Source organism: Coriobacteriaceae bacterium (genome assembly GCA_025992705.1).
Classification (GTDB): domain Bacteria; phylum Actinomycetota; class Coriobacteriia; order Coriobacteriales; family QAMH01; genus QAMH01.
Genome location: DAJPGJ010000001.1, coordinates 126,066 through 141,583, shown reverse-complemented (window position 1 = coordinate 141,583; position 15,518 = coordinate 126,066). Strand labels below are relative to the sequence as shown.

Below are 15,518 nucleotides of genomic sequence, written 5' to 3'. Positions count from 1 at the left end.
AGCCGACCATGTCAACACTGCTCTTTTGCATTCAACCAGACAAAGCCCGCCGGGGCACCTTTGTCTGGTTGCCATCATGCGCGCCACGCGGCATTCCTCCCATCACTGCAACGTGCTATGATTTCGCAATACGTGTGAATTTCAACTGGAGGTTAATCATGTGCGCAAATGGCGTAAACACCCAGCAGCTCAAGGATACGGTCAATCAGATTGACGAGACGGTCGCTCTCACGAGGCGCTGGACGCATCGCATGTACCATCTCGCATCCGATGGGCAGATGGAGCGCACCGCCATGCAGCTTCAGAAGATCCAGATGGAGCTCGATAACGTGCGCGAGATGCTCACCGAGGCCCAAGATGCCATCGAGCGCGATGACGCCGACACGGGCGTAACGGTTACCGCTGTCTAAGCTTTCCATGACGCAGGCTCAAGACACCACGCTCGTCGTGCTCGCGCATGCGCCTCTCGACGTGCGGGTGGCTTCTGCCCTGCAATCCGCCGCGCAGGCGCTCGGCTATGCGGACGGCTGCGCCATCGTGCAGCTCTCGGAGACCGGCGATCTCAAGCGCTTCGTCTTCGAGGCCGACCCCTGGTCGCTCATCGCAATCGATGACGCTTCGATTGACGCCTTGCGCGGGGCTTTCGATCTAGATGAGCAGGCCTTTGCCGCAGATGTCCCCGTGCATGTCACAGGCTATCGACTGGTTGCCGTGCCAGGATTCGCGGATTGCCTCGATGACCCCGATGCCAAGCGCGTTGCGTGGGTTCGCATGCAGGCAGCCGCTCATCCGGGCAATCCGCTCGACTAGTCCGAATGCGGCGTGTATCACCTCGTAACGTTTGTGCTATCATTCCGATTTGCGTCGAATTGGCACGGAGAGCTGGCCGAGTTGGCTGAAGGCGCTCGCCTGCTAAGCGAGTATAGGGTTAGATAGCCCTATCTGGGGTTCGAATCCCCAGCTCTCCGCCAGACGCTTTTTTGTTGTCCAGAAGAAAGGAACTCTGTGAAACCCCGACCTCACAGTAGTTAGCCTTTCCGGACCTCCTCTTGGCGGCCCGGTGGGGCCGTCGTTTCGCCACGCATAACAGCATCGCGCGGGTCATGCCCGCATAGCCTTTTTGCGCGGCGCATAGGTAATGAATAGAGGAGTCCGCCTGCATGATCTACCTGCGTCAGATTCTCAAGCAACCCGTCTTCGATAAGGACGGCGAACAAATCGGCGTCATCAGTGACTTGGCCATCGCCACCGGCGAGGTCTTCCCGCGTGTCACCTCGCTGGCCTTCATTGGCCCGCGCAAGACTCCGTTTATGATTTCGTGGCGCAAGTACGTCGAGTCCTATGATGGCAGCTGCGTGCGCCTCAACGTGCCGTCGTCGGACATTCGCTTCTCGTACCTGCAGCCCGATGAGGTGCTGCTCGCGCGTGATTTGCTCGACAAGCAGATCGTCGACACGCAGGGCATGAAGGTCGTGCGCGTTAACGACCTCAAGCTTTCCGATAGCCCGGCGGGTCTGCGCCTGCTCGGTGCCGAGACGGGCATCCGCGGCCTGCTCTTCGGCATCTCGCCGCATCTCGAGAAGGCCGTCAACGCCATCGCGACGGCTTTCGGGCATCCGCTCAAGGAGCGTCTCATCGCGTGGAACTACATGGAGCTCATCGAGCGCGACATGTCGCAGATCAAGCTCTCCGTAAGTCACAAGCGTCTGCATGACATGCATCCGGCTGACGTTGCCGACATCATCGAGCAGCTCGAGCCGCAACACCGCCAGGCGGTCTTCGACAAGCTCGACGCAGGCCAGGCAGCCGATGCGGTCGCCGAGCTCGAGGACGAGTTCCAGGCCGATGTCATCGAGGACATGACCACGAGTCGCGGTGCCGCCGTCCTCAACGAGATGGATCCCGATGACGCTGCTGACATCATCGGCGACCTACCTTACGATAAGGCCGAGAAGCTCCTGCGCCTCATGGGCGTCGAGGAGTCAGCCTCGGTGCGGTCGTTGCTCGGCTATAAGGAGGAGACGGCCGGCGGCATCATGACCACCGACTTCCTCACCGTGAACGATGACCTGACCGTCTCGGATGCCATCGAGGCCATACGAGAGATGGACGAGAACCAGGAGAGCATCCACTACCTCTACCTCGTGTCCGACAACGACGTGCTCACCGGCGTGCTGAGCCTGCGAACGCTCGTCATCGCCAAACCCGAGATGTCGCTTGACGAGCTCAGCACAAAGGAGCTCATTACCGTGCATCCTGACCTCGACCAGGAGGAGTGCGCACAGACCATCGCCAAGTACGACTTGCTCGCCATTCCCGTCGTCGACGAGCAAGGTGTCATGCTCGGCGTCGTCACCGTCGATGATGCCATGGACGTTTTGGAGGAGGAGCACGAGGAGGATCTGCAGCAGCGCTCCATCTCGAGCCCCTGGGTCATCGGTATCATCGTCGCGCTGCTCATCGTCATCGGCGTGCTCATCTTCATGCTCAATAGCTAGAGGGCAATGCCGTGACGAACGAGAAGTTGACAGAACGCGAGGGGTTGCAGCAGGGCCAGCCGGCTCCACGCAAGAAGAACCGCGTCCTCATCGTGCTCGCGGCGCTTGGCCCTGGCGTTGTCGCCGCAATGGCGGGCAACGATGCTGGCGGTATCTCGACGTATTCGACCATCGGTGCCAAGTTTGGTTATGGGACCTTATGGATCATCCCCATCATGATGGTGATGCTCGCCATCGTGCAGGAAGGCGCCTCGCGCATGGGCGCGGTGACGGGCAAGGGCTTCGCGTCGCTCATTCGCGAGCAGTTTGGCGTGCGCCTGACCGCGCTCGCCATGATCGCCGTCCTCATCGAGAGCGGCGCCGCCACGCTCTCGGAGTTTGCCGGTATCGCCGCTGGCATGGAGCTCTTTGGCGTGAGCAAGTACATTGCGATTCCCATTGCCGGCGTCGTCGTGTGGCTGCTCGTCATGGGCGGCAGCTACAAGCGTGTCGAGAAGGTGTTCCTTGCCATTAGCTGCGTGTTCGTGACGTATATCGTCGCGGCGTTTCTTGCGCAACCCAATTGGGGCGAGGTTGGCCTGTCTCTCGTGATTCCCCATTTCGAGAATAACCCGAGCTTCATCAGCCTGGTGATTGCCACCGTGGGCACCACCATCGCTCCCTGGATGATCTTCCTGACGCAGAACAACGTCGTGGATAAGGGCGTCACGCCAGACGAGCTCCCGCTCGAGCGCGTCGATGCCATTGGTGGTGCGATTGTCGCGTGCGCGGTCGCGGGCTTCATCATCATCACGACGGGCACCGTCCTGTATCCGCAGGGGGTCACCGTGGATAGCGCCGCCGCAGCCGCAACGGCACTCACGCCCATTGCCGGGCAATACGCCACGATCCTTTTCGGTGTTGGTCTCGTTGCCGCAAGTTTCCTTGCCGCCTGCGTCGTTCCGCTCGTGGCCTCGAGTGCCATTTGCGAGGCATTTGGCTGGGAGCGCGGCGTGGACCGGGGTTGGAATGATGCCCCCGCGTTCCGCGGCATCTACACCGCCATGATTGTCATTGGCGTCGTGGTGACGCTCATTCCCGACGTCAGTCTCATCAGCATCATGCTCGTCGCACAGTTCGTCAGCGGCGTGCTGCTGCCGGTGCTGCTCATCTTCATGGTGCTCATCCTCTCTGACCGTCATGTCATGCGCGCGTACACCAACCGTCGGCTGCTCACCGTGCTCATCTGGGTGCTCATCGTGGTAGTCTTCGTGTTGACGATAGGCTGTTTGGCCATGACCGTGCTCGGCTTTTGAGGTGAGAGATGCGCTGCTGGGAAGACAGGGGTTGCCACGGGGCGATGTCGAAGGACTGCCCGCATGATGCCACGGGCGTCTGCCCGCGCGACTGCATCAACACCATATGCGATTGCTTCTGGTACGAGCGCGCCGGCGCCATGGAAATGCTCGATGCCTATGACGTCGACTTCAGCGTGGCTCGTAAGGAGAACTGCCACAACTGCCGCTTCTTCCTCTCACGGGCTCCCAAGATTGCATAGGCGCCGCCGCTTACTGGACGAGCGTCGCTGGATAGATCCGCCGCTGACGAGCTGCTGACGAGGATTGACGCTTGGGGCACGCCTGCGCCGGGCACGTGACGAGGATTGTCGCTTGGGGTACGTCTGCGCCGGGCACGTGACGAGAATTAACGTTTGTGGTGTAGCAAATGTGCCACAAACGTCGGTTTATGTCGCATCCTGCCAAGAACTCCTTGCTGTGGCACGTTCCGCGTACCACAAACGCCAATCCTCGCCAGCAACAGTGTGAGCGCGCGCCACAAGCGTCAATTCTCGCCAGCAACGGTGCGAGCGTGTGCCACAAACGTCATTTCTCGTCAGCGCTGGCACGATTGGCTGCCGCGAATGAGACAGTGTTTCTGAGCAACTGTCTCATTTGTCTGGCCAGCACGCACTTTCGCTGTCGAAAAGCTCGCGTGCTAATTTTCGTGCTAATTCGCGTACGGGCGGTTTGCCCGGTTGTTGTCTCCCGCGACGATTGCATTGACGATGGCGCTCACAATCGAGATCACGATGGACGCGAGAAACGCGCTGCCAAAGCCCGAAATCCAGAACCCGACGCCGAATAATCCGTTGGCAAGCCAAGCTGCCAGATACAACAGCGCCGTGTTGACAATCAGATAGAAGATTCCCAATGTCAGCACCGATATGGGGAGCGAGAGTATCTGCAGGATCGGTTTGATGGAGATGTCTATCAGCGAGAGGAACAACGCGAAAATGACGATGCCGACCCAAGCGGAGTCACCGCCAATGATTTCGATGCCGGGAATGAGCCATACGGCTGCGGCAACGGCAATGGCAGTTACTATCCAGCGAATAAGAAACGACATGGCTACTCCTTTCACGAGCGACTATGGTGAGGCGTGCAGGCGAATTGCGCCTGACCTTCTTGAATCGCGTATATAATGACATTATACGCCAGCAAGATGAACGTGATCGGAGGTTCCCATGGCAGAGAACGAAACCCGGCAATCACGCAAACGCGTGGCAATGATCACAGGTGCCTCATCGGGGCTCGGGCGGGAATTCGCCCGGCAGATAGACCTTCTCCAGCAAGTAGACGAGCTGTGGCTCATCGCCCGCAACCACGACGCACTGCAAGAGATCGCCGACACGCTCAGTTCTCCGGCGGTTCCCATTGTGGCAGACCTCACGAGCAAGGCAGATATCGCGGCTATCAAGCAGCGGCTGGCGGACTTCGATCCCGATGTGCGCTACCTCGTCAATGCTGCCGGCTTTGGCAAGTTCGGGGATTGGCAGAGCATCTCGGACGAGGCCGTCGATTCCATGATTGACCTCAACTGCCGTGGTCTTGTCGACATGACGCATGCGACACTGCCCTATATGGGTCGTGGTGCGCATATCGTGCAGGTTGCATCTGCCGCGGCTTTTGTCCCGCTTCCTCATATGAACGTATATGCAGCTACCAAGGCGTTCGTGCTGCGCTACACGCGTGCGCTGCGTTGGGAGCTGCACGGCACGGGAATCACGGCAACTGCGCTGTGTCCCACCTGGGTAAAGACAGGCTTCGAGAAAGTTGCCCGCGAGTCTGGCGGAGGCAGTGACGTACATCATCTGCTCGGTGCCCAGAAGGCTTCGACCGTCGTGTCTCGCGCGCTGCGAGCAAATCGTCTGCATATGGCGGTTGCCACGGCAAGCCCACAGTCCTGTGCTTTGCGCATTATCGGGAAGGTCGTTCCCAACTGCATCAGCATGGCGGGCTGGGAGCTTGTGCGCCGGCTCTAGTGGCAGGGCAAAAAGCTTCTGACATACGTCTTAATCCTTGAGAAAGATACATTCGAGTTTTAGAATATATCTAGGTTAGGTTAATAGAAGGATGGTGGTCACGATGGTCGATACAATGGACGAGGATGCCCGCAAGGACCTTGAGCGCATCGAGGAAGAGGCAGCCGCAGAGGCAGCGGCTGCAGTCGAGGATTACGATGCGATGGGCGAGGAGGAGGCCGCCGTGGATGCTGCGGAGACCGCCGCTACCTTCGAAGAGGCAGCCCTCAACAACTAGCTCCTCCAAAACGAGACAGAGCGAAACAAAGGGACGGTCCTAATGTTGCACGATTTTCGCAACATTAGGACCGTCCCTTTGTTTCGCCCCCATCGCCACATTTTTGTGCTAGTATACGTATCCGCGCAAAAGCGCCGCATGCGGGCGTGGCGGAATGGCAGACGCGCTGGCTTCAGGTGCCAGTGGGCTTCGGCCCGTGAAGGTTCAACTCCTTTCGCCCGCACCATACAAGCATGAAAGGCCGACCCAAGTGGTCGGCCTTTTTCGTGGACTTCGGCAGTTTTATCCGCCGATTACCTATAATGTGCTACTGCATCTGTCAAAATGAACAGAAATCGAGGAGAGAGGCAAGATGCAAGGTCCGTTGATTCTGGATCGCTATCGACCCATAGAAGTTAAAGGCGAAGGTGGCAGCGGCAGGGTCGAAATCTGCTGGGACACGCGCATACAGCGTCGTGTCGCCATCAAACGCATGCCCATCTCGAACGCGCAGGCAAACGGTGTCGTCACCGGCCTTTCCGAGGCCCGCACAGGTGCGATGCTCAGTCGCCCCTCCATCGTAAGCGTGTACGATTTCGACAGGGTCGATGATGAGGCGTTCCTCATCATGGAAGCCATCGATGGCCCCTCCCTGGCACAGATCATCCATGACACCCCGGCGGGCAGCTTCGACCTCGACATTGCGGCGGCCATCATCCTCGCCGTCGGCGACGCAGTCGAGTTCGCGCACGAGAACCAGGTACTGCATCTCGACATCAAGCCCGATAACATCCTCGTGAACCGCAATGGCGCCTGCAAGGTGAGCGATTTCGGCGTGTCCGAGCTCGCCGACGCGCAGGGCTTCCGCAAGGCAAGCGGCGGCACCATCGGTTATATGCCGCCCGAGCAGATGAACGGCCACATGCTCGATGAACGCACCGACGAGTTTGCCCTGGCAGCCGTCGTGTACGAGATTCTCACGGGCAAGCGTCCCTTTGCGGCAAACAGCCTCGATGCCAGCGCCAAGCTCATCCAGAAGTTCGATGTCACCCCACCGTCTTCGGTGCGCCTTGACCTCGACCCGGGCATCGACAGCGTGCTGTTCACGGCGCTCTCGCCCGACCCGGAAGACCGTTACGACAGCATCGCGGATTTCCTCACCGCGCTCATGCCCTATCTGGGAAATGCCGCGCAGGGTAGCCGTCGCCTGCGCGAGATCGTTCAAGTGGACGATGAGGTTGTCGAGGAGCAGAGCTACGCGCCCAAGAAGCGTGGCATCCTCGATCGCGTCTCGCCCAACCTGAGCTTCATCCTCGGACGCGTCATCGCCGCAGCGCTTTGCTGGTGGATCAGCACTTCGGCATTCTTCAACATTACGATGATAGACACCAACATCGCCATGCTCATCGCACTGCTGCCGGCAGTCGCCGCAGCGGTCAAGCCTCCCTTCGGCGCCTTGCTCGCGATGCTCATCAACGGTGTCTCGCTTTTCCTCTGCCCCGTGCCCATGCCGGTGCTCGGCGTGGTTGCCATTGCGGCGGCCATCGCCTGGGTCGTGCTTTTCGGCAGGGAGGGCGTTGCCGACACCAATTGCGCGCTTGTCATCTCGCCCCTCGGCCTCGTCGGTTTTGCGCCGCTCGCACCCATGATCGCTGGTTATTGCCTGCCGCCAAGGCGTGCGCTCGGCGCTGCCATCATCCAGGTCGTTCTCATGCTCACCGTAGGCAAGAATACGGGGCCAGAATTATTGTTTGGCAGCATCACGAGCATACCGACCTGGATTATGATATGTGGTTGGATTATCGCGACTGTGCTTATGTCGGTGCTATGCGTGCGCGAGACACGTATACTGTCGATACTTGGTGCAATCTGCGCGGCGCTTATTCTGCTTATCGCGCAGGGTATTGGATTGACTATCTTGACCGGTTTCCCCGCCGGTCCGAGCGGCACGTGGGCCATCACGACGGTTCTTGCGTGCGTTGCAATGTGTGTCGTCGGCGTCCTTGGGTCGTCGGTACGTCATAAAGGAGAATAGCAATGGGCATTTTTTCGAGGTTCGAGAACAAGGCCGAAGACGTCATCGAAGGATCGGGCGGTCGCGGTCGCGGTGGCATCGAACCCGTCAAGCTCGCCAAACGTGCCTGCAAGGAGATGGAGCACGAGAAGATGATTGGCGTCGGGCACGAGTATGCGCCCACGCTCTACAACATCCTCGTATCACCTGAGGATGATGCCGCAATGAGCGGCTACTATCCCTCGCTTGCAGGAGAGATCGAGACCTATCTCACCGGTCAGGGTGCTCAGCGCGGCCTTGTCTTCGATTGCCCGCCTCTTGCGCGCTTTATCGTCGACGATGGCCTGCGCCGTGGCAAGTTCGACATCATCGCCGAGAGCGTCAACCCGGCAATCATCGCCGAGCTCCGTCACGAGGAGATGGTGCGCTACGGCATCGAGCCGGATTACGACAACCTCGATAACTTCGATTTCGATCGTTCCCATTCGCATTCGAGGAACCAGCAGCCGCAGGGGGCTGATTTCCAGGCTGACGACGGTTTCGCAGGGGAGCCCTTTGCGAGCGACTTTGACGAGCCGCTTTTCGACGCGCCCGCGCCCATGCCTTCGGGTACCTCGATCCCTGGTCCTGACGCGTTCGCGAACGATGTCGTCGTCGACAATGCGGCGGATGATGCCGTCAGCGACGCTGCGCCTGCCGACCAACGCACCGTCATCCTCAACGAGCCCATGCCGCAACAGCCCCAGGCCGTTCTCTACAACCTCAAGACGCAGCGCGTGTACCAGCTACGTGATGATCGCACCGTCGTCGGTCGCGATACCAACTGCGACGTCATCATCGGTGACCCGAGCGTTTCGCGTCATCATGCCGAGGTCCTGCATAACGATTCCGGCTGGCTCATCCGTGACACCGGTTCAACCAACGGCATGATCGTCAATGGCATTGCCACGACGCAGTCGCGCATTTACGACGGCGACATCATCGACCTCGGTACCACCCAGCTCGAGTTCCAGGAGGGCTAAGCACAGCATGGTCGATCTTCTTCTTCTGGCTGGCCGCCTGCTGCTCGTCGCCCTGCTCTATCTCTTCCTGTTCTTCGTCGTGAAGACGGGCGTCGGCCTCGTGCGCGGTCAGAACAAGAAGGAAAAGTCCTGGACGCTCAACGTTGAGAAAGGCCCGCGCACGCTCAAGGGCGTTCGCTTGACCATTGCCGGCCCCATCGTCATCGGCCGCGCTCCGGGCGCCGATATCGTCATCCCCACCGATTACGTCTCGGCACGCCATGCGCGTTTCTCGCTTTCGGGCAAGAGCCTTTCGGTCGAGGACCTCAACTCCACCAACGGCACCCTGCTCAACGGGCATCCCGTCACCAAGCCTGTCGCCTGCTCTGAGGGCGATATCGTTACCATCGGAAACGTCGATATAAAGATTGGCCGTCAATGAGTTTCAACTTCACCAAGCCCACCATGCCGCGTTCGTATGCTGCTCGCTCGGATGTTGGCAGCGTGCGCGAACACAACGAGGACAGCTACCTGGTCAAGACCCCGCTCTTCGTCGTCGCTGACGGTATGGGCGGCCATGAGGCCGGCGAGGTCGCGAGCAACATTGCCGTCACCACCATGGAGGCCCATGCGCCCAAGAGCACGAGCCCCGAAGCGCTTGCCGCAGCCGTCATCAAGGCCAACGAGGCCGTCTTGCGCGGCGCCCAGGACGGCACGGGTAAACCGGGCATGGGCACGACGCTCACCGCCGCCTTCGTCTTCGAGGACGAGGCAACCATCGCGCAGGTGGGCGACTCGCGCGCGTACCTGCTGCACGATGGCCAGCTCCAGCGCATCACGCGCGACCACTCTCTCGTGGCAGACCTCATCGAGCAGGGCCGTCTGACGGAGGCTGAGGCGCGTTTCCATCCGCAACGCTCGGTCATCACGCGTGCTCTCGGCAGCGATCCGCACATGCAGCCCGACCTCTACACCCTGCACGTCGAGGAGGGCGATCGACTGCTCCTGTGCTCCGATGGCCTATGCTCCATGATCTCCGATGAGGACATCGAGGAAATCCTGCTCGATAATCCCGCTCCCGCCCACGCCTGCGATGCGCTGGTCGAGGAGGCGATTATCGCCGGCGGTCTCGACAACGTCACCGTCATCGTCATCGATCCCCTCGGTGATCCTCCGAGCGAGAAGGACGAGGATGACATCGTCGAGGAGCGCGTCGTTGGCCTTCCCGAAGACGCAAGGGCCGATGAGGAGGAGCCCGCCGCTCCTGCCGTTGCGGCCGCACCCGTTGAAGCTGCGCCCACGCAGGCGGCACACGCATCCAAGAGCAAGCCCAAGAAAAGCGGCAAGGGTGGCAAGCACCATAAACCCAAGCACAGGGGCAGGATGGCACCGTTCATCTGGGCTCTTGCCTTCATCCTCATTCTCGCTGCCGCAGGCTTCGGATTCTACGCCTTCGCGCAGAACTCCTACTTCATCATCGCCGAAAACGGTGTCGTGAACGTCTATCGTGGCCTTCCCGGTGAGTTTGCCGGCATCTCGGTGTCCTGGCTCGAGTCTCAGGCTCCTGATATCGACGTGTCCAAGCTCACGCCCATGGTGCAGAGCAACCTGAAGAACGGCATTTCCGTCAACTCGCTTGACGAGGCAAACGAGAAGATTTCCGAGTTCCGTCTGCAGACCACGAAGGGCTAATCGTGCGTTCACGCCGGACGACAGAGCTATGGCTTCTCATAGCAGCAACACCCGTATTGTTGCTGCTATTCCTCATGTTGCTCGTCAACGCGAACACGCCGTTGACGTTCAACTCCTTTGCCGTGCCCATCGCGCTGGTCGTGAGTTTTTTCGTTGCGCATCTGGCGCTGCGCCGATTTGCGCCCAATGCAGACCCGGCAATCCTGCCCATTGCGTTTTTGCTGTGCGGCATAGGCATATGCTTTGTGCTGCGTCTCGCGCCCGATAGCGCTGGACGCCAAATCATCTGGCTCTTTGCCGGCATCGCGCTCATGGTCGCGACCATCATTCTCGTGCCCAGCGTCGAGCGACTGGGGCGCTACAAGTACACCTGCCTGCTCTTCGGCCTCATATTGCTGCTGTTGCCGGTCGTTCCGTTTATCGGAGCGGAATACAACGGCTCGCGCATCTGGTTGTCGATTTTCGGGCTCTCGTTCCAGCCAGGCGAAATCGCCAAGATTTTCGTCGTCCTGTTTCTCGCCGCCTATCTCGCCGACAACCGCGAGCTGTTGAGCGTCATGCGCCGTAGCCGCTCCGGCCTCAAGTACCCTGACTTCCGTGCGCTCATACCGTTGCTTGCGATGTGGATCATCGCCATGCTCATCGTCATCCTCGAGCGCGACTTGGGAAGCGCCCTGCTGTTCTTCGGCATCTTCCTCGTGATGGTCTACGTCTGCACTGGCAGACTCTCCTACGTGCTCATCGGCATCGTGCTCGTCGCCATCGGCGGCGTGGGCCTCTACACGCTCTTTCCGCACGTGCAGACGCGCATCGCAATCTGGCTCAACCCCTTTGCCGATCCAGGCGGCTCGGGCTATCAGCTCGTGCAGTCGCTGTACTCGCTTGCCGATGGTGGCCTGTTCGGTTGCGGCATCGGCCGGGGCATGCCCACTTTCATCCCCGAGGTGGAGAGCGACTTCATTTTCTCGGCCATTGCCGAGGAGATGGGCCTGCTCGGCGCATCGGGCGTCATCTTCTTGTTCATGCTCTTTGCCGTGCGCGGATTTCTCACCGCAGCACGCGCCAAATCCGACATGGCGGCCTTCACGGCTGTCGGCCTCACCACGTCCATCTGCCTGCAGGCCTTCATCATCATCGGTGGTGTCACGGGCTTTATCCCGCTCACGGGCCTGACGCTTCCCTTCATGAGCCAAGGTGGCTCGTCGCTGCTCTCGAGCTTCATCATCGTCGGCCTGCTGCTCTGCGCTGGCAACGAGGGAACTGGTCTGCAAACCGAGATGACGAGCACAACCACGATCAAGACGCCGGGCGAGACGGGCGTTCTGGGCCGCTCGGCCCTGGGCAAGCGCCTTACCAGGCTCATCACCGTCTTCGCGCTGCTCTTTGCCGCCCTTATCGCCAATCTCACCTACGTGCAGGTCGTGCAAGCCGATGACTTGCAGAACCGTAGCGGCAACAACCATACGCTGCAGCGCATCGCCGAGCAGCAACGTGGCGCCATCGTCACTTCCGACAACGTCGTGCTCGCCGAATCCATCCCGCAGGCGGATGGCACCTATGAGCGCGTCTATCCGCAGGGGTCGCTCGCTGCTCATGCCGTTGGCTACACCTCGCAGCGTTTTGGCAGCACTGGCGTCGAGAACACGATGGGCTCCACCCTTGTGGGCGAGGAGCATTTCGAGACGATAGGCGATGCCATCCGCGCCTACGCAGGCGAGAAACCGCAGGGCAACGATGTCGTGCTCACCATCAACTCGAAGATTCAGCGTACCGCCGAAGGCGTTCTCTATGGCCAGAAGGGCGCATGCGTCGTACTCGACACCGCTACGGGCGCAGTGCTTGCCGAGGCATCCACACCGACCTATGACAACAACAATGTCGAGAGCATCCTTACCGGATCGTCGCTTAGCTCGGAGGGAACGCTCGTCAACCGCGCGACGCAGACGCTCTACGCACCGGGCTCGACCTTCAAGATCGTCACGCTCGGCGCTGCGCTCGACACGAACACGGTTACGCCTGACACCGTCTACAGCGCGCCAAGCTCGCTTGATATCGGCAACGCGCCCATCACCAACTACAAGAACCATGCGTACGGTCGCGTCACCGTCGCTGAGGCTACCGCGCTGTCGGCTAACACGGCCTTTGCGCAGATTGCCGACGAACTCGGCACCAAGAACCTCGTCACCTATGCCGAGAAGTTCGGCTTCAACAGCGATACCGTGGCGCTTGACTTCAACCTCGCCACCTCGCTCATGCCCGATCCTAACGAGATGACCCGCTGGGAAACCGCCTGGGCCGGCGACGGCCAGCCCGTCGGTGAGCACGAAAGCCCCGCAGGACCCCAGGCCACGGTGATGGAGATGGCCGTTTGCATGGCGGCGATTTCGAACAACGGCGTGGCCCTGCATCCCTATGTCGTATCCAAGGTGGTGTCTGCCTCCGGGTCGACGACCTTCGAGACGCGCCCCCAGATCATGGGCCAGACGATTTCGGAAAAGACCGCCAAGACCGAGCAGGAGATTCTCGCGGGCGTCGTGGATAGCGGCACGGGCACGCAAGCCCGTGTTGACGGCGCGAACGTCATCGGCAAGACGGGTACGGCCGAGACGGGCAAGGAGAAATCCGATGCCTGGTTCGTCGGTACGGCGCAGGCCAACGGTCGCAGCGTGACCGTCGCCATCGTCATCGAGGAAGGCGACAGCGGCGGAGACGTTGCGGCGCCCAAGGCCTCAACGGTGTTTTTGGCTGCCCTAAGGGAATTGGGGGCGCTCTAGATATGCAGGCAAAGCGCTTTTTTCGACATTATGCAGATACGGCAGCTACTAGATTGGTAGAATGCCTGATGGTATGCGAACGCGCGCATTCGCATCACAAGCGACAGGGAGTATAAACGTGGTTAATCGGACATTGGGGAACCGCTATCAAGTTACCGAGAAAATCGGTATGGGCGGCATGGCAGAGGTTTACAAAGCCACCGATTCAACGCTTGGCAGAACTGTCGCCGTCAAGGTGATGCTTCCGCAATATGCGTCAGATCCCAACTTTGCCGCACGCTTCAGGCAGGAGGCACAGGCTGCCGCCAACCTGAGCAGCCCCTACATCGTCAACATCTACGATTGGGGCCGTGACGGCGATTCGTACTACATCGTCATGGAGTACGTGCGCGGCACGGATCTCAAGACCGCCATCCAGCAACGCGGCAACATCCATCCGCGCAAGGTTGCAGAGATCGGTTCGCAGGTGTGCTCCGCGCTCTCCGTCGCCCATGGCTACGACATCATCCACCGTGACATCAAGTCCGCCAACATCATGGTGCAGGGCGATGGCAACGTGAAGGTCATGGACTTTGGCATTGCGCAGGCCGGTCATCCCGGCATGACGCAGGATTCGTCTGTTCTGGGCACCGCGCATTACGTGAGCCCCGAGCAAGCCCAGGGCAAGAAGCTCACGCCGGCAAGCGATCTCTACTCGCTCGGTATCGTGCTCTATGAGGCCGCGACGGGCCAACTGCCCTTTGACGGTGCGGACGTGGTTTCGGTCGCCATGAAGCAGGTAAGTGACCTGCCCGTACCGCCGCGTCAGATCAACCCCAACATCGATCCGCAGTTCGAGGCCATCATCATGACGGCGCTCGAGAAGAATCCCGACGATCGCTTTGCCACTGCCAAGGAGATGCAGCGCGCCATCGACGACTATCTGTCGGGTCGCGCTTCGGCCGAGACCCAGGTCCTTAACCCTGGCTATGCCGCTGCCGGCGTCGGCGCTTATGGCGTCGACCAGACGACCGTCATGCCCACGCCGGGGCAGACCACCATCATGCCCGGTGGCGGGCGTGGCGGCATGCAGCAGCCACCACGCAATAGCAACACGAAGCGCAACGTCATCATCGCGATCATCGCCATTATCCTCATCGCTGGAATCGGCTTCTTTGTCGCCAATGGCGCGGGTCTCTTCGGGGGCGGCTCCGTCACCGTGCCCAACCTCCAAGGGCAGACCGAGCAAGAAGCCCGCAAGTCATTGAATGCTGTCGGGCTTAAGGTCGGCAAGATCAAGCTCGACATCAGCGAGACGGTCGAGAAGGGCAAGGTCATTAGCCAGACCCCGACGGCAAACTCCCACGTGGAGCCCGGCTCGACCGTTGACCTTGTGATTTCGTCGGGCAAGACGAGCGGCAATCTTGTTACCGTGCCCAACCTCACGGGGCTTACGGCCTCGGAGGCAGAGCAGCAACTCGCTGCGTTAGGGCTCGTAGGTGAATCCAAGCAGGACAGCAGTGACACTGTTGAAGCTGGCAAGGTCTGTGCCCAGGATCCGCTCGTCAACTCGCAGGTTGAGGCTGGTTCCAAGGTCACCTACACCGTTTCGACGGGCAAGAAGAAGGAAAACGTCCTTGTGCCGAGCGTTTTGGGTATCGGCGAGGTTGATGCCGTGTCGGCCCTCGAAGGCCGCGGGTTGAGCGTGTCGGTCACGTACGAGTCATCTACCAGCGCTGCTCAGGGCGAGGTCATCAGCCAGAGCATTTCTGGTGGTACCGAGGTGGCCAAGGGTTCAAGCATCACGATTACGGTTGCTGTTTCGCCCTATCCCTCCGAGCCCACAACGCCCGACACTCCAAGCGGTGGAGACACGACCGGCGGTGATAACACCGGCGGAGGAGATGCAACTGGCGGCGGCGAGGGCGAGGCGTCCACCACGCAATAGCGTTGCGTTAGGCGTGCCTGGCACGCTGTCTCAAATCATCGACAATCGATATCCT

The 15,518-nt window shown here is 60.2% G+C and carries 14 protein-coding genes and 2 tRNA genes; 15 read left to right on the top strand and 1 reads right to left on the bottom strand.

The annotated features are described in order from the left end of the window. Positions 1-158 precede the first annotated feature (158 nt). The 6 genes from OIM11_00670 (at position 159) to OIM11_00645 (ending at position 4,035) form a co-directional block, all read left to right on the top strand. Complete coding sequence (locus OIM11_00670; GenBank protein HJI99662.1) at positions 159-410, top strand: hypothetical protein; 252 nt, start codon at positions 159-161, stop codon at positions 408-410. Positions 411-417: 7 nt separating this feature from the next. Continuing rightward, positions 418-810, top strand: a complete 393-nt coding sequence (locus OIM11_00665; protein ID HJI99661.1) for a hypothetical protein — start codon at positions 418-420, stop codon at positions 808-810. A gap of 66 nt (positions 811-876) precedes the next feature. After that, positions 877-971: transfer RNA gene (locus OIM11_00660), tRNA-Ser, on the top strand. A gap of 189 nt (positions 972-1,160) precedes the next feature. After that, positions 1,161-2,498 (top strand): CBS domain-containing protein, encoded by a 1,338-nt coding sequence (locus OIM11_00655; protein HJI99660.1) that lies wholly within the window; start codon positions 1,161-1,163, stop codon positions 2,496-2,498. Positions 2,499-2,509: 11 nt separating this feature from the next. Further along, the gene (locus OIM11_00650) at positions 2,510-3,793 is read left to right on the top strand and encodes an Nramp family divalent metal transporter (protein HJI99659.1); all 1,284 of its coding nucleotides are present in this window, start codon (positions 2,510-2,512) and stop codon (positions 3,791-3,793) included. Positions 3,794-3,801: 8 nt separating this feature from the next. Then, the gene (locus OIM11_00645) at positions 3,802-4,035 is read left to right on the top strand and encodes a hypothetical protein (protein ID HJI99658.1); all 234 of its coding nucleotides are present in this window, start codon (positions 3,802-3,804) and stop codon (positions 4,033-4,035) included. Between the two features lie 449 nt (positions 4,036-4,484). Here OIM11_00645 and OIM11_00640 read toward each other — a convergent pair whose 3' ends face one another. Next, positions 4,485-4,883 (bottom strand): phage holin family protein, encoded by a 399-nt coding sequence (locus OIM11_00640; protein HJI99657.1) that lies wholly within the window; start codon positions 4,881-4,883, stop codon positions 4,485-4,487. 118 nt (positions 4,884-5,001) lie between these two features. Here OIM11_00640 and OIM11_00635 point away from each other — a divergent pair, with 118 nt between their 5' ends. From OIM11_00635 to pknB, 9 genes are all read left to right on the top strand, one after another. Continuing rightward, the gene (locus OIM11_00635) at positions 5,002-5,799 is read left to right on the top strand and encodes an SDR family NAD(P)-dependent oxidoreductase (GenBank protein HJI99656.1); all 798 of its coding nucleotides are present in this window, start codon (positions 5,002-5,004) and stop codon (positions 5,797-5,799) included. 103 nt (positions 5,800-5,902) lie between these two features. After that, positions 5,903-6,076 carry a hypothetical protein gene (locus OIM11_00630; GenBank protein ID HJI99655.1) on the top strand — a complete coding sequence of 58 codons (174 nt, stop codon included), beginning with the start codon at positions 5,903-5,905 and terminating at the stop codon, positions 6,074-6,076. 140 nt (positions 6,077-6,216) lie between these two features. Next, positions 6,217-6,302: transfer RNA gene (locus OIM11_00625), tRNA-Leu, on the top strand. Between the two features lie 126 nt (positions 6,303-6,428). Next, a complete protein-coding gene (locus tag OIM11_00620) occupies positions 6,429-8,090 on the top strand; it encodes a serine/threonine protein kinase (GenBank protein ID HJI99654.1) in 1,662 nt (553 codons plus the stop codon). Positions 8,091-8,092: 2 nt separating this feature from the next. Beyond that, positions 8,093-9,091 carry a DUF3662 and FHA domain-containing protein gene (locus OIM11_00615; GenBank protein HJI99653.1) on the top strand — a complete coding sequence of 333 codons (999 nt, stop codon included), beginning with the start codon at positions 8,093-8,095 and terminating at the stop codon, positions 9,089-9,091. 7 nt (positions 9,092-9,098) lie between these two features. After that, positions 9,099-9,512 (top strand): FHA domain-containing protein, encoded by a 414-nt coding sequence (locus OIM11_00610; protein HJI99652.1) that lies wholly within the window; start codon positions 9,099-9,101, stop codon positions 9,510-9,512. Further along, positions 9,509-10,762 carry a Stp1/IreP family PP2C-type Ser/Thr phosphatase gene (locus tag OIM11_00605; GenBank protein HJI99651.1) on the top strand — a complete coding sequence of 418 codons (1,254 nt, stop codon included), beginning with the start codon at positions 9,509-9,511 and terminating at the stop codon, positions 10,760-10,762. The genes OIM11_00610 and OIM11_00605 overlap by 4 nt, the downstream gene beginning before the upstream one ends. A 2-nt stretch (positions 10,763-10,764) precedes the next feature. Next, the gene (locus OIM11_00600; GenBank protein HJI99650.1) at positions 10,765-13,536 is read left to right on the top strand and encodes an FtsW/RodA/SpoVE family cell cycle protein; all 2,772 of its coding nucleotides are present in this window, start codon (positions 10,765-10,767) and stop codon (positions 13,534-13,536) included. 118 nt (positions 13,537-13,654) lie between these two features. Beyond that, positions 13,655-15,463, top strand: coding sequence for a Stk1 family PASTA domain-containing Ser/Thr kinase (gene pknB / locus OIM11_00595; GenBank protein HJI99649.1), 1,809 nt, complete (start codon positions 13,655-13,657; stop codon positions 15,461-15,463). Positions 15,464-15,518: the final 55 nt, after the last annotated feature.